At 71.7% G+C, this 14,244-nt stretch carries 13 protein-coding genes; 7 read left to right on the top strand and 6 right to left on the bottom strand.

Translation table 11 applies throughout. The features are described from left to right. The first annotated feature begins 41 nt into the window (after positions 1-41). The 6 genes from ACIBQ1_RS15805 (at position 42) to ACIBQ1_RS15780 (ending at position 6,467) form a co-directional block, all read left to right on the top strand. Positions 42-1,106, top strand: coding sequence for an NAD(P)-binding domain-containing protein (locus ACIBQ1_RS15805; protein ID WP_397277987.1), 1,065 nt, complete (start codon positions 42-44; stop codon positions 1,104-1,106). Positions 1,107-1,242: 136 nt separating this feature from the next. After that, a complete protein-coding gene (locus ACIBQ1_RS15800) occupies positions 1,243-2,880 on the top strand; it encodes a protein kinase (RefSeq protein ID WP_397277985.1) in 1,638 nt (545 codons plus the stop codon). A gap of 112 nt (positions 2,881-2,992) precedes the next feature. After that, positions 2,993-3,991, top strand: a complete 999-nt coding sequence (locus tag ACIBQ1_RS15795) for a coiled-coil domain-containing protein (RefSeq protein ID WP_397277983.1) — start codon at positions 2,993-2,995, stop codon at positions 3,989-3,991. Positions 3,992-3,996: 5 nt separating this feature from the next. Next, complete coding sequence (locus tag ACIBQ1_RS15790; RefSeq protein WP_397277979.1) at positions 3,997-4,368, top strand: hypothetical protein; 372 nt, start codon at positions 3,997-3,999, stop codon at positions 4,366-4,368. Positions 4,369-4,580: 212 nt separating this feature from the next. Continuing rightward, positions 4,581-5,354 (top strand): IclR family transcriptional regulator, encoded by a 774-nt coding sequence (locus ACIBQ1_RS15785; RefSeq protein ID WP_397277977.1) that lies wholly within the window; start codon positions 4,581-4,583, stop codon positions 5,352-5,354. A 108-nt stretch (positions 5,355-5,462) separates the two neighbouring features. After that, complete coding sequence (locus tag ACIBQ1_RS15780) at positions 5,463-6,467, top strand: 2-hydroxyacid dehydrogenase (protein ID WP_397277975.1); 1,005 nt, start codon at positions 5,463-5,465, stop codon at positions 6,465-6,467. An 8-nt stretch (positions 6,468-6,475) separates the two neighbouring features. On the opposite strand, the gene ACIBQ1_RS15775 is transcribed toward ACIBQ1_RS15780, so the two are convergent. From ACIBQ1_RS15775 to ACIBQ1_RS15750, 6 genes are read right to left on the bottom strand one after another with little or no spacing between them, the layout of a single operon-like run. Further along, positions 6,476-7,192, bottom strand: a complete 717-nt coding sequence (locus ACIBQ1_RS15775) for a sulfite exporter TauE/SafE family protein (RefSeq protein ID WP_397277973.1) — start codon at positions 7,190-7,192, stop codon at positions 6,476-6,478. Next, positions 7,189-8,202 carry an ABC transporter ATP-binding protein gene (locus tag ACIBQ1_RS15770; protein WP_397277971.1) on the bottom strand — a complete coding sequence of 338 codons (1,014 nt, stop codon included), beginning with the start codon at positions 8,200-8,202 and terminating at the stop codon, positions 7,189-7,191. Before ACIBQ1_RS15770 ends, ACIBQ1_RS15775 begins: the two co-directional genes overlap by 4 nt. After that, on the bottom strand, positions 8,195-9,229 hold the full coding sequence (locus ACIBQ1_RS15765; protein ID WP_397277969.1) for an ABC transporter ATP-binding protein: 1,035 nt from the start codon (positions 9,227-9,229) through the stop codon (positions 8,195-8,197). Before ACIBQ1_RS15765 ends, ACIBQ1_RS15770 begins: the two co-directional genes overlap by 8 nt. After that, entirely contained in the window at positions 9,226-10,236 is a 1,011-nt protein-coding gene (locus ACIBQ1_RS15760) for an ABC transporter permease (protein WP_397277967.1), read from the bottom strand. The genes ACIBQ1_RS15765 and ACIBQ1_RS15760 overlap by 4 nt, the downstream gene beginning before the upstream one ends. Further along, a complete protein-coding gene (locus ACIBQ1_RS15755) occupies positions 10,233-11,162 on the bottom strand; it encodes an ABC transporter permease (RefSeq protein WP_397277966.1) in 930 nt (309 codons plus the stop codon). The genes ACIBQ1_RS15760 and ACIBQ1_RS15755 overlap by 4 nt, the downstream gene beginning before the upstream one ends. A gap of 12 nt (positions 11,163-11,174) precedes the next feature. Beyond that, positions 11,175-12,734, bottom strand: a complete 1,560-nt coding sequence (locus ACIBQ1_RS15750) for an ABC transporter substrate-binding protein (RefSeq protein ID WP_397277965.1) — start codon at positions 12,732-12,734, stop codon at positions 11,175-11,177. A gap of 445 nt (positions 12,735-13,179) precedes the next feature. On the opposite strand from ACIBQ1_RS15750, the gene ACIBQ1_RS15745 reads away from it, so the two are divergent. Beyond that, positions 13,180-14,172, top strand: coding sequence for a 2-hydroxyacid dehydrogenase (locus tag ACIBQ1_RS15745; RefSeq protein ID WP_397277964.1), 993 nt, complete (start codon positions 13,180-13,182; stop codon positions 14,170-14,172). Positions 14,173-14,244: the final 72 nt, after the last annotated feature.

The raw sequence follows: 14,244 nt of genomic DNA, 5'->3' as shown, positions 1-14,244 counted from the left end.
GCCCGGGAAGAGGGCGGGCCCGGCGGCGGTTTCACCTGATCGTGGAAGAGACCGAAGTGGTGGTGATCGGCGCCGGGCAGGCGGGGCTGTCCAGCGCGTACTTCCTGCGCCGGTTCGGGTTCGAGCCGGTCGTCCTGGACGCGGCCGACGGGGCGGGCGGGGCCTGGCGCCACCGGTCGCCGTCGCTGACCATGGACAAGGTGCACGGGATCTTCGACCTGCCCGGGGTCGCCCGGGTCCCGGGCGTGGACGGCCGCCGTCCCGCCGCCGAGGTGGTCCCCGCGTACTACGCGGCCTACGAGGAGGAGTTGGGGCTGGACGTCGTACGGCCGGTGCGGGTCGACTCCGTCCGGCACGGCGCGGACGGCCGGCTGGTGGTCGGCACGGGCTCGGGGGAGTGGTCGGCCAGGGCCGTGATCAACGCGACGGGCACCTGGACCAGGCCCTACTGGCCCTACTACCCGGGGGCGCCGGACTTCGCGGGCCGCCGGCTCCACTACGCGGGCTACCGGGGGCCGGAGGAGTTCGAGGGGCGGCGCGTGATCGTGGTGGGCGGCGGGGCCTCGGCGATGCACGTGCTGTCGGAGATCGCCGGGGTCGCCGCCGCCACGGCCTGGGTGACGCGGCGCCCGCCGGTGTTCCGGGACGACGACTTCGGCGAGGACGCCAGGCGCGCGGCCGTCGCGCTGGTCGAGGAGCGCGTGCGCGCGGGGCTCCCGCCGCAGAGCGTGGTGAGCGTCACCGGCCTGGGCTACAGCACGGTCGTCCGCGAGGCCCTGGCGAAGGGCGCCCTGGAACGCCTCCCCATGTTCGACCGCGTCACGGCGGACGGCGTCACCTGGCCGGACGGCCGCCACCTGGAGGCGGACACGATCATCTGGGCCACCGGCTTCCGCTCCGCCCTCGACCACCTCGCGCCCCTGCGGCTCAGGGAGCCGGGCGGCGGGATCCAGGTGGACGGCACCCAGGCCGTCAAGGAGCCGGCCCTGCAACTGGTCGGCTACGGCCCCTCGGCCAGCACGATCGGCGCGAACCGGGCCGGACGCACGGCCGCGCGCAACGTCCGCGGCTACCTGGCGAGCCGACCGGCGCGGCCCGCCGCCTGAGCAACCTACTATGCGCAGTAGTAAAAATACCGATTGCGGCAGCGGGCCGGTTACTCGCACGAAGGGGCTCGACACGGGGTGTGACCCCAGGCTAGCGTCCTGACATAAGGATCTTTATCCGGTCAGGAGGTCCCACATGGAAGTTCCCGGCTACACCGAGATCCGGGAACTCGGACACGGCGGGACAGGCCGGGTGATGCTCGCCGTACGGGACTCAGACGGGCTGGCCGTCGCGATCAAACACCTGTCCGAGCCGCTGCGCGAGGACGCGGAGTTCGTCGAGCGGTTCCGGGCGGAGGCCGAGGTCATCCGCGAGATCGACAGCCCGCACACCGCCCGCCTGCTCGAATACGTGGAGGGCCAGGACGACGCCGTCATCGTGATGGAGCTGGTCGACGGCGTGACGCTGCGGCGGCTGCTGGAGCACGAGGGCGCGACGGGCGCGGAGGCGGCGCTCGTGGTGCTGAAGGGCGCGCTGCTCGGGCTGGCCGAGGCGCACCGGCGCGGTGTCGTCCACCGGGACTTCAAACCCGAGAACGTCATCATCACCCAGGACGGCGAGAGCAAGCTCGTCGACTTCGGCGTGGCGACCCACTTCGGGGAGACGGCCGCGCTCGTCGGCACGCCCTCGTACATGGCCCCCGAGCAGTGGGACGACGCCCCGGCCAGCGCCGCGACCGACGTGTACGCCGCCACGCTGGTGTTCTTCGAGTGCCTGACCGGCCACCGGGCCTTCCAGGGCGAGAACGTGGCCGCGCTCGCCTACCAGCACCAGTACATCCTGCCCCAGCTGGGGGACGTCGACGAGCCGCTGCGGCCGCTCCTCGAACACGGCCTGGCCAAGGACCCGGCCGGGCGGCCGGCATCGGCGCAGGCGTTCCTGGCCGAGCTGGAGGAGGTCGCGCTCGCCGAGTACGGCGACGAATGGGAGACGCGCGGGCGGGCCGGGCTCGGCATCGTGGCCGTGCCGCTCGCCGCGCTGTTACCCAGGGCGCAACCGGTTGCCGAGAGCACCACCAGCGTGGTCCAGAGCACGCTGGCGCCGGCGGCCAAGTTCGCGGTGACGGGCGGGCTGGTGCTGGCGACCGCGGCCGCGGTCGTGTCGGCGTTCGTGATCCTGGGCGACTCGCCGGAGCCGGGGCCGGGCGTCGCGCTGCCGCCCGCCACGTCCGCCGCGCCGCGGACCCCGGCGCCCGCCTCACCGACCTCTGGGCCGACCTCTGTGCCGACCTCCGCCGAGCCCGCTCCCAGCGAGTCGATCACGGGTACGCCGCCCGTCACGTACGCCGGTCAGCCGACGGCTCCTCCCACAGGCGGGCCCGGCTCCCGGGAGCCGAGCGCCCGGCCCACGACGCGGGAGCCGACGCGCTCCAGCCGGCCCACGGACCGGCCCACCGGCCGACCCACCAGCAGGCCCACCACGCGGCCGCCCACCAGCGAACCCCCGGCCACCCGGCCGCCGACGACCAGGCCCCCGACGACCAGCCCGCCGGACACCGATCCGCCCGCCACCCGGCCTCCGACCACGAGCGCGCCCGATCCCGGCACACCGCCCGCGACCAGGAACAGGGGGCCGCTCATCTCCGTCTCCGTCAAGGTGTCGGTGAACCTGCCCGTTCTCGGCGGCGACGATGACGGGCTGCTGGACGCCGACATCGACCTCGGCCTCGGGTCGAGCCTCCTGGGGATGGTGATCGTGCCGGGTTCGGTGCTGGTCGGCCGGCAGATCGTGGCGCGAAGGGTACGACGACCGCGCGATACCGAAAAGTCGTGAGTTGTGTGCGGAGCGGGGTGATCCCCTACTATCGGCTCTCGAATAGAGGGCATCCCCCGGCCTGGATTACTGCTGACCGGAACCTGCCCTGCGGCTCGGGGTAAGGAGAAGTGTGGCGGTTGCGTCCCGCGCCGACCGGCTACGCGGCCTGGTCCGCACGCTCTCCGCGGCGACGTTCGCCGTGGCGTTGCTGACGGCGGGGGCTCCGGCGCAGGCCGCGCCCAAGCCCACGGTGAAGCAGCTCAAGAAGGAGCTCGCGGCGCTCCAGAAGGAGTCGGACAAGCTCATCACCGACTACTACGGCAGCAGAATCGCCCAGCAAAAAGCCGAAAAATCGGAAAAGTCGGCGCGGGAGAAGCTGGCCGCTGCCCAGGCGGTCTACGACCGCGAGTCCACCGAGCTCCGTGCCATGGCCGTCGCCCAGTACATCGGCGGCGACCCCGGCCAGATCGCCCTGTTCGCCGGCGGGCAGGACCCGACGTCCCTCCTCGGCCGGATGGCGCTCAACCAGCACCTCGTCACGCTCCAGGACACCCGGTTGCGCGGCTACGCCCAGGTCAGGGACGCCCACCGGCAGGCCAAGGACGAGGCCGACGCGCGCGCGAAAGAGCTCGCCCAGACGGCCGACGAGCTGGAGAAGCGCAAGAAGAAGGCCGAGAAGCAGATCGACCGGATCAAGGACAAGATCGACCAGCTCTACATCGGGCCGGGCCTGCGGCGGCCGGACGGCACGTGGGTGCCGCAGCTGCCCGGCGGGGCCGACAACATCACGCCCAGGATGCGGCTGGTCAAGCAGCTCATCCAGGAGCGGTTCAGCGTTCCGTACGGGATCGGGTGTTACCGGGCGATCCAGGACGGCGGCGAGCATCCGCTCGGGCGGGCCTGCGACTTCATGCTGAGCCGCGGCGGCGCGATGCCGTCGGGGGCCGAGATCGGGCGGGGCAACGAGATCGCGGCGTGGGCGATCAAGAACTCCAAGCGGCTGGGGATCATGTACATCATCTACCGGCAGCGGATCTGGCACGCCAGGACGGGCTCCTGGCGCACCATGTCGGATCGGGGCGGCACGACGGCCAACCACTACGACCACCCCCATATTTCGGTTTATTAGGGGGTATGTCGGGGCTACAGGCCACGCGACTTCGCCGAGTTCGCTGGCACCACCGGCGGGTCCGGCACGTTCCGGGCACCGCGGCGCGGGGGCAGCGCGCTCGCTACAGCCTCACGGAAGCCGGCATCCAGACGCTCCCGATCATCTACGCCCTCGGCAACTGGGGCCTCGACTGGCGCCCCGGCAGCGCCGAGCTCCGGAGCCGGCAGCAGCTCATGCGCGATGAGGGTCCGGCGTTCATCGAGGAGCTCATGGACGAGCTCCGCGCCCGCCACCTCGGCGCCCCGCCGAAGCCGAACGCCGGTCCAGGCCCACTCGCGCGTCTCGACGCCGCCCACGCCGCGGCCGCCGAGCGGGAACACGTCGATCAACGGTGACGGAACGCCTGGTCAACGCTGAACTCGGGGCAGACGACAACGATCGGCGGCCCATGCCGTCGCAGGCCGGGGTTGAGGATGGTGCCGGGTACCTACTCGTCGGTATTCTCGTTCGCGTATGTGGAAAGATGTCCCATACTCGAACGCAGACCACGTCGGGATGGATCATGGAGAGTGCTGATCTGCCTGAGGCTTCCGCGGAGAAGCAGGGCGTGCGTGAAGTCAAGTCGGCGAAGCGGACCATCGAACTGCTGGAGTTCCTGGCCGCCCGCAACAATCGGCCGGCGCGGCTGCGCGAGCTGAGCGAGGCCCTGGGCGTGCCGCGCAGCAGCCTGCACGCTCTCCTGCGCACCCTGGTGCAGTCCCGATGGGTGCGCACCGACCCGTCGGGGACCCTGTACGGCATCGGCATCCGCGCGTTGCTCGCCGGCACGAGCTACCTCGACACGGACCCCTACCTGCCGATGATCCTCCCTTTTCTCGACGAGCTGCGCGAGCAGCTCGATGAGACCTTCCACTTCGGGCGTCTCGACGGTACGGACGTGGTCTATCTCGCCACCCGCGAGTCCCGGCAATACCTGCGCCCCTACAGCCGGGTCGGCCGGCGGCTTCCCGCCTACACCACGGCGCTGGGCAAGGCGCTGCTGGCGGACCGGACGGAGGGGGAGTTGGCGGAGCATCTCCCGCAGGCCCTGGCCGCGCTCACCCCGCACACGCTGACCGGCCATGACGAACTGCGCGCCGAGCTGGCCCGCACCCTTGAGCGGGGGTACGCGATCGACGAGCAGGAGAACACCCTCGGCGTGAAGTGCTTCGCGGTGCCGCTGCGCTACAACGAGCCCGCGACCGACGCGATCAGCGGGTCCATCCCCTTGGCACGCATGACGCCACAGGTGGAGGCGGCGATGGTCGAGGCGTTGCGGCTGGTCGGCGACAAGGTCTCGCGCCTGGTCAACCCGATGACCTCGGGGAGCATCTGGGGCTGAGGGCACCTCCCCACACTCCCGGGCGTCCGCATGCCCAGCCATTGTCTTCCTATGTAGACGAATGACAAAATACGGGATGAAGCACGACCATGTGGAAGGGACCGGCCCTTGACCGCCCATACCGAGACCGCCGCAGGACTGCGCGTCCTGGTCACCGACCACATCATCGGCCGGTTCGAGCCGCTGCTCACCTCGCACGGCACCGACGGCCACACCTGGACCATGGCGGCGGGCTGGCCGGAGCAGCGCATGCTCGCGGCGCTGCCGGACACCGACGTGCTGGTGTGCACGCGGATGAGCCCCGCGATGGCCAGGGCCGGCACGAATCTGCGCCTGGTGCACGTCGCCGGGGCCGGGTACGACAACATCCCGCTCGACCTGCTCGCCCCGGAGGTCGCGGTGGCCAACACCTTCAACCACGGCCGCTCGATCGCCGAGCACGTGCTGATGTGCGCCATGATGCTGGCGCGCCGCACGCTGACGGCCGACCGCGAGATGCGGGACGGAGTCTGGCGCACGGTCGCCACCGACCCGCGGGCCGCGTTCGGCGCGACCGTCCTCGGCCGTACCCTCGGCCTGATCGGGCTGGGGGAGATCGGCCTGGAGACGGCGCGGCTGGCCACGGCGATGGGCATGCGCGTGCGGGCCGTACGCCACAACCCCGCCGCCCCGGTGCCCGGCGAAGTCGCCCTGGACTGGGTGGGCGGCGTCGGGGAGCTCGACCTGCTGCTGAAGGCGTCCGACGTGGTGGTCGTCACCGTGCCGCTGAACGAGGACACGCATGGGCTGGTGGGCGAGCGGGAGTTCCGGGCGATGCGGCCGAGCGCGTTCCTGATCAACGTGGCGCGCGGGCCGATCGTGGACGAGGCGGCCGCGTACGCCGCGCTGAGCACCGGCGTGATCGCCGGCGCGGCCTTCGACGTGTGGTGGGGCGGGCGCGGCGGGCCGGAGCCTCCGTCCCGCCTCCCCTTCGGGGAGCTGCCCAACGTGATCCTCACCCCGCACCATTCGGGCCACACTCGCGACACCTTCGAGGGGCGCGCCCGCGACATCGCCGCCAACATCGAGCGGCTGGCCCAGGGCCGTCCGCTGGCCAACCTCGTACGGACCTGATCGGGGGGTCAGCCGAGCTGGGCCACCAGCAGCACCAGGGCGCCCAGCACCGACACCACGATCGCCGCCGTGCGCAACCGGCCCGGGTCGAGCCACCGGTTGGCCAGCCGCGACAGCCCGTAGCCGGCCGCCACAGCGGGGAGCAGCAGCAGCGTCCTGCCCAGCGTGGTGCCGTCGATGGCGCCGCTCACGGTGAGCGCCAGGATCGACAGCACCGACCCGGTGAGGAAGAACGCGCTCATCGTGCCGCGCAGCCGAGGCCCGGACAGCCCCTGCCAGACCAGCGCCATGGGCGGGCCGCCGATGGACGTCGCCGTGCCCATCAGGCCGGAGATCGTCCCGGCCGACACCAGCGTGAACGGGCGAGGACTGGGCGCCCAGCCGGTCGCGGCCATCGCCACACCGCCCAGGACCACGACCGCCACCAGCACGGCCAGGGCCCGCGGCGGCAGCCACGCGACGAGCGCCGCGCCCGCGGCGGTGCCCGGTAGCCGACCGGCCAGCGCCCACCACGTGCCGCGCAGGTCGAGATGTTTGCGCTCGCGGACCACGACCATGAGGGTGATCAGGGCCGCCAGCATCACGATCGTGCCCGGGAGCAGGGTGGGGTCGATCAGCGCGATCACCGGGGCCGCCAGCATGCCCATGCCGAACCCGATCGACGCCTGCACGCAGGCGGCGAGCACGATCGAGACCGCGATGATCGTGAATCCGGCGCCACTCACGAGGTGACGGCGGCCCGGTCGGTGCTCGCGGGCTCCAGGGGGAAGTGGCAGGCGGCCAGGTGGCCCGGCCCGCCGGCGGCGCGAGCCGGCGGTACGTCCTCGGCGCAGGTGTCCTGCGCCTTCCAGCAGCGGGTGCGGAACCGGCATCCTGACGGCGGGTCGAGCGGGGAGGGGATCTCGCCTTCCAGGAGGATGCGCTTGCCAGCGTGCTCGCCGGAGACGTCGAGCACCGGGGCCGCCGACATCAGGGCGGCGGTGTACGGATGGGCGGGCCGGTCGAACACGTCGGCGGTCGCGCCCGATTCGACGATCCTGCCGAGGTACATCACCGCGACCCGGTCGGCGACGTGCCGCACCACCGACAGGTCGTGGGAGATGAACACGTACGACACGCCGAGCTGCCGTTGCAGGTCGTTGAGCAGGTTGAGCACCTGGGCCTGCACCGACAGGTCCAGCGCGGAGACAGGCTCGTCGCAGATGACCAGGTCGGGGTTGAGCGCGAGGGCGCGGGCGATGCCGATGCGCTGGCGCTGGCCGCCGGAGAACTCCTGGGGATGCCGCCCGGCGTCGCCCGGGCGGAGCCCGACCATGTCCAGCAGCTCCCGTACGCGGGCCTCGCGGTCGCGGGCGGTCGGGTACAGGTCCTTGTGCGTGCCCCACGGCTCGGCGATGATCTGGGCGGCCGTCATGCGCGGGTTCAGCGAGGCGAAGGGGTCCTGGAACACGAGCTGGACCCGGCGCCGCCAGGCCAGCAGCTCCTTGCCCCGCAGCCCGAACGGGTCGACCCCGCCGAAGCGGACCGAGCCCTCGTCCGGGCGCTCCAGCATCAGCAGCGTACGGGCGAGGGTGGACTTGCCGCAGCCGGACTCGCCGACCAGGCCGAGCGTCTCGCCCCGGCCCAGCGTCAGGTCGATGCCGTCGAGCGCGCGCAGGCGGCCGTGGCCGGAGCCGCCCTTGGCGACGCGGAAGGACTTCGACAGCCCGGAGACTTCCAGAAGCGGATCAGCCATTGCTCAGTTCCTCGGAGAAGTGGCATGCGGCCGCCCGTCCCTCGCCGGTGGCGGCCAGGGCGGGCCGGGTGGTGCGGCACAGGTCGCGGACCATCGGGCAGCGAGCCTGGAACACGCAGCCGGAGGGGATCGAGTGCAGGTCCGGCGGGGTGCCGGGGATGGAGCTGAGCGTGGTGCCGCGTTCGGCGTGCACGGGGACCGAGTCCAGCAGCCCGCGCGTGTAGGGGTGGCGGGGCGCGGAGAACACCTCGGCCACCGGCCCCTGCTCGACGATGCTGCCGGCGTACATCACCGCCACCTGGTCGGCCTGCTCGGACACCAGGGCCAGGTCGTGCGTGATCAGGACGACCGCCATGCTGTGCTCGGCGCGCAGCCCGCGCAGCAGCTCCATGATCTGCGCCTGCACGGTGACGTCCAGCGCGGTCGTGGGCTCGTCCACCAGCAGCACGCGCGGGCTCAGGGCCACGGCCATGGCGATGAGCAGGCGCTGGCGCATCCCACCGGAGAACTGGTGCGGATGGGCGTCCACCCGCGTCTCCGGCTCGGGGATGCCGACCCGCCGCATCAGCTCGATCGCCTTGCCCCTCGCTTCCTTGGCGGACATGCGCCGGTGGATGCGGAACGGCTCGGCGAGCTGGGTGCCCACGGTGTAGACCGGGTTGAGCGCGGTCAGGGCGTCCTGGAACACGATCGACAGCTCCGGACCGGCCAGCTTGCGCCGCTCGGCCCGGCTCATCGTACGGGTGTCGGCGCCCCCCAGCCTGATCTGCCCGCCGGTGACGGACGCGACCGGGTCGAGCAGCCCGACGACGGCCTGGGCGGTCATGCTCTTGCCGCACCCCGACTCGCCGAGCAGGGCGATCGTCTGCCCGGAGCGGGCGTCGAAGCTCACGCCGTCCACCGCGACGACCGGACCCGAGTGGGTCATGATCTCCACGGTGAGGTCGCGCACCTCCAGGGCCGCACCGCCCGGCGGGTCCGTACGTTGTGCCGTCGCCGCCTTCGCGGTGGCCTTGAGCCTGATCATCGGGTCTCCTCCGGCGTCACGGGAACCGTCGCGCCCAGGCCGCGCGGGCGTCGGCGCCGGGGCAGCGCGAGCCGCCAGCGCTGCCCCGGGTCGGTGGCGATGCGGAACCACGAGGCCAGCATGGTCGCGGAGATCGTGGTGATCACGATGGCGAGGCCCGGCAGGAACGACACCCACCACGCCGTGTGCAGGTACTCGCGGCCCTGCGCCACCATCAGCCCCCAGCTCACCTCGGGCGGCTGGATCCCGATGCCGAGGAAGCTCAAGGAGGACTCCGCGAGCATCACGAAGCAGAAGTCCATGGTGGCGACGGTCAGCAGGGTCGGCAGCACCGAGGGCACCACATGGCGGCGGATGATGGCCCCGCTGCGGGTGCCGAAGGTGCGCGCGGCGTCGACGTACAGCCTGCTGCGCAGTTCGGCGGCCTCGGCCCGCGCCGTCCGCAGGTAGACGGGGATGCGCGCGACGGCCAGGACGGCGACGATGTTGGCCGCGCTGGGCGAGAAGACATAGAGGACGACCACCGCGAGCAGCAGCGAGGGGAAGCTCAGGATGATGTCCGCGATCCGCATGGACAGCGTCTCCCGCCAGCCGCGGTGGTAGCCCGCCCACATCCCCCAGATCGAGCCCACGACCAGGGAGATCAGCACGGCCGGGACGGCCACCGACAGCGTGGTGCGCGCGGCGACGACGAGCCGGGCGAGCATGCTGCGGCCCAGGGAGTCGGTGCCGAGGACGTACGCCCAGCCGTCCCCGCCCGCGAACGGCGCCGTGCCGGCGAGCGGCAGGTTCTGCTTGGTGGCCAGGTCTCCGACGAGCCACGGGCCGAGGACGCCGGTCAGGGCGACGAGGATCAGCACGACGGCCGCGCCGGTCGCCACGGAGTCGCGCAGCAGCAGGCGCGACATTCCGGGGCTCCTGCCGGCCCGCCCGGACTTCCCGGCCGTGGCCGGCGGCGTCTCCTGCTCGGGATGCGTCATGGTGGACATCGGGTCTCCGGTCGTCATGCCTGCACGGTGTGCCGGACACGCGCGTCGAGCAGCGCGTAGCACAGGTCGATGAGGATGTTGAGCAGGAAGATCGTCAGCGCGGTGACGAGCACGGCCGCCTGCAGCACCGCGAAGTCGCGCTGCAGGATCGAGTCGATCATGAGCTTGCCGATGCCGGGCCAGCCGAAGATGGTCTCGACCACGACCGCGCCGTTGACCAGGCCGACGGCCAGGTCGCCGGCGACGGTCAGGGCCGGCGCGGCGGCGTTGCGCAGCGCGTGATGGGTGACGACGCGGTAGTCGTCGGCGCCCTTGCTGCGGGCCAGCCTGACGTACGGGGACGACAGCGCCGACACCATCGCCCCCCTGACCACCTGTACCAGCACGCCGAAGGGACGTACCAGCAGCGTGGCGATCGGCAGGATCCAGACGGTGCCGCCGCCCTCGACGCCCGAGGTCGGCAGCCACCCCAGGGACACCGCGAAGATCCACACGCCGGTGACCGCGAGCCAGAAGTCGGGCACGCTGGCCGCGATCATCGACAGGAAGCCGGAGACCCGGTCGGCCAGACCGTTCGGCTTGAAGGCGGCCCAGCTGCCCACCACCACGGCGCCGAGGATCGCGAGCGTCATCGTCGCCGCGGCGAGCTGCAGCGTGGCGGGGAAGGCGCGCAGTGCCATGTTGAGCGCCGGCTCCCCGGTCCGCAGGGACTGGCCGAAGTCGAGGTGGAGGATCCCCCCGAAATAGTCGGCCATCTGGGCCAGGATCGGCTTGTCCAGCCCGTGGGCGGCGGTGAAGTCCGCGCGCATCTGCTCGGTCGCGTTCAGCGGGAGGTACAGGCTCGCCGGATCACCGGTGAGCCGTGCCAGGCAGAACACTCCGAGCATGACGACGATGAGCGGGATGACGCTCGATGTCGTTCTGCGCCGTAGGAAGGTGAACACGCGCTGTCTCTCTCAGCCGGCGGGCTTGATGTCGGCCAGGCGCATCTCGTCGCTGGTGGCGGCGTTCGGCGTGTACGCCACCTTGCGGGATAGCGCGATGATTCCACGCATGTGGGCAATGTGGGCGAACTGCACGACCTTGTCGTTCTGGTAGCGCAGCACCTCGGCGAAGGCGTCCTGGCGTTCCTGGCCCTGCTTGCCGTTGGCCTCGTCGATCATCTTGTCGAGGGTCTTGTCGCCCATCACGCTCTGCGCGCCCTCGGTGCCCATGTACTGCCCGACGGTGAAGGCGGCGTCACCGGCCTGGTTGCCGTGCATCACCAGCACCGCGACCGGCCCGGCGTCCTTGACGAAGGGACGGAGCTGGTACTGCAGGTGGGTGGAGGTGTCCACCATGCGGAGCTTGACCTTCAGCCCGGCCTGGGTGAGCTGCTCCTGGAGGACCTCCGCGGTCTCGGAGACCCGGGGGAACTGCGCGTTGCGCGCCAGCAGCAGGATCTCCTTGTCGACGGGCACGCCGTCGGCCTTGGCCTCCGCGACGAGGCTCTTGGCCTTGGCCAGGTCGTAAGGCCAGGGCTGGATCCCCTTGTCGTGCCCGACCACGCCCGGGGGCACGAGTTGCCCGGCCGGTGTGCCGACTCCGTTGAGCAGCGACTTGGTCAGGGAGTCCTTGTCGAGCGCGTAGTTGATCGCCTGGCGTACGCGGATGTCGTTCAGCGGCGCCTCCTCCCCGGTGAGCCGCAGCGCGGTCGTCTCGTTGTTGGGGTAGGTGACGCCGAGGTCGCCCGCGCCGTCGGTCGGGCCGATGCCCAGCGCGAGGTCGGCCTCGCCGCTGGTGACCATGGCCGCCCGCACGGTGCCCTCGTCGCGCCACTGGTACTCGACGGTCTGGAACGAGGGCGCCTTGCCCCAGTACTTCTGGTTGCGGCCGAGCGTCAGCTTCAGCCCGGCGTCCCACTTGTCGATCTTGTACGGCCCCGTGCCGACCGGTTGCCGTACCTTCTCCGTGGTGCTGGTCGACTTGGGGACGATCTCGATGAACGACAGCCGCAGCGGGAGGATGGGGTCGGGCTCCTTGCTCGCCACGGTCAGCGTCTTGTCGTCCACGGCCTTGACCGTGAGCGGGTCGTCGCCGAACACGTAGCCGTCGACGTTGCAGCCCAGCTTGGAGTTGACGGCGCGGTCGATGGAGAACGCGGCGTCCTGGGCGGTTAAGGGGGCGCCGTCCTGGAAGGTCACCCCCTGCCGGAGGGTGAAGGTCCACTCGGTGTCCGAGGTGCGCTTCCACTCCGTCGCGAGCAGCGGGGACAGCTCACCGGTCGACGGGTCGCGCTCGAGGAGCGGCTCGGTGATGTTGGAACGTACGACGACGCCGGTGGAGGTCAGGGACGACTCGCACGGTTCGAGTGTGGGCGGCTCCTGGGGGAGGACGACGCGCAACGCGGACGATTTGGCGGCCGGGGGTTGGGTGTTGGCGACGGAGCACGAACCGACGAGGGCGATCACGCCCAGCGCGGCCGCGGCGACGATGGCAGGCCGGACGGCCGGCGGCTGCGGGAGTGAAGCGGACACATTACCTCCAAAGCGGCGAACGCCCTAGGTCCGCCCCATGTCTTCTCGGAAGACGTCCACATATGAAGACACGGTCTAGCGGTGTGGACATAACGTAGGAGTGTGAAACGAGCCCGTCAAGAGCGTTGACCCCACCGAAACAACGGGCTCCTGCGTCGAGCGCGAGCGGCACCGCCCTTGGCGTGCGCCGCTGCAGCTCGCTCTTGGATGCCGCAAAAGTATCGCGCGATGCATTTTGACACTTGGACAGGTATCGCAGGCCGAACCTAGCCTGCAGACACCCGTGACGAACGCAGGAGCGTGACATGACCCGGTTCTCGCCCGGTGAGATCGAGGAGCACCTGCGCCGGCCGCGGCCCCATGGGGCCGCGGGCGCGCGCACGACCGGGACACGGTCAGACTGGACATTCGACCCCCGGCAGCCGGCGCCCCAGCGCCGGGCGGCATGCGAAAGGCCATCGAGATGACGACCACCCCCGCTTCCCTCCCCACCGGCGCGGTGCTCCAGGTGGGACCGCTGAAGGAGTCCCTGGCGCGCACCCTCGCCGCGGAGTACGGCGCGCTCACGCTGCCCGAGCGACCCGAACGGGACGAGTTTCTCGACCGGCACGGCGCCGGCGTCACCGTGGCGGTGACCTCCGGCAGGACCGGGGTGGGCGCCGACCTGATGAAGGCGCTGCCCGCCCTGCGGGCGGTCGTCAACTTCGGGGTGGGCTACGACACCACCGACGTCATGGCGGCCCGCGGGCGCGGCATCCTGGTCTCCAACACGCCCGACGTGCTGACCGACTGCGTCGCCGACCTCGCCGTGGGCCTGGTGATCGACGTCCTGCGCGGCATCTCGGCCGCCGACCGGTTCGTCCGCCGCGGCGCGTGGGACTCGGCGCCCTTCCCGCTGACCCGCAAGGTGACGGGCAAGCGCGTCGGCATCGCCGGCCTCGGCCGCATCGGCCTCGCCGTGGCGCGCCGCCTGGAGGGGTTCGACGTCGAGATCTCCTACCACAACCGGAATCCGCGCGACGGCGTCTCCTATGCCTACGCGAGCACGCCGGTCGAGCTGGCGCGGGCCTGCGACATCCTGGTGGTGACCGCCTCGGGCGGCGCCCACTCGAACGGGCTCGTCTCCCGTGAGGTGCTGGAGGCACTGGGCCCCGACGGCTATCTGGTCAACGTGGCCCGCGGCAGCGTGGTGGACGAGGCGGCCCTGGTCGAGCTGCTCACCTCGGGCGGTCTCGCCGGCGCCGGCCTGGATGTCTTCGCCGCCGAGCCTCGGGTCCCGGAGGCGCTGCTCTCGCTCGACAACGTCGTGCTGCTGCCGCACGTCGGCAGCGGCACGGTGGAGACCCGCGCGGCGATGGAGGAGCTGACCCTGCGCAACCTCGATCGCTTCCTGAAGGACGGCACTCTCCTCACCCCGGTCCCCGAGACCGCGCGATGAGACGGTAGGGCCGTGGGGCCGGACGGCCTCCGGCCCCACCTCCGGCGTCGGCCGGGCTTGAGGGTGGTCGGC

It is taken from the genome of Nonomuraea sp. NPDC050153 (genome assembly GCF_044460125.1).
Classification (GTDB): domain Bacteria; phylum Actinomycetota; class Actinomycetes; order Streptosporangiales; family Streptosporangiaceae; genus Nonomuraea.
The sequence above is the reverse complement of the archived record's forward strand: the minus strand, read 5'-3'. Positions and strand labels throughout refer to the sequence as shown.

What these genes read in the sequence shown, in the direction of transcription:
- ACIBQ1_RS15790 (WP_397277979.1), top strand. Translation starts at nt 3,997, where the DNA reads ATGTCGGGGCTACAGGCCACGCGACTTCGCCGAGTTCGCTGGCACCAC.
- ACIBQ1_RS15765 (WP_397277969.1), bottom strand. Translation starts at nt 9,229, where the DNA reads ATGATCAGGCTCAAGGCCACCGCGAAGGCGGCGACGGCACAACGTACG.
- ACIBQ1_RS15800 (WP_397277985.1), top strand. Translation starts at nt 1,243, where the DNA reads ATGGAAGTTCCCGGCTACACCGAGATCCGGGAACTCGGACACGGCGGG.
- ACIBQ1_RS15760 (WP_397277967.1), bottom strand. Translation starts at nt 10,236, where the DNA reads ATGACGACCGGAGACCCGATGTCCACCATGACGCATCCCGAGCAGGAG.
- ACIBQ1_RS15745 (WP_397277964.1), top strand. Translation starts at nt 13,180, where the DNA reads ATGCGAAAGGCCATCGAGATGACGACCACCCCCGCTTCCCTCCCCACC.
- ACIBQ1_RS15770 (WP_397277971.1), bottom strand. Translation starts at nt 8,202, where the DNA reads ATGGCTGATCCGCTTCTGGAAGTCTCCGGGCTGTCGAAGTCCTTCCGC.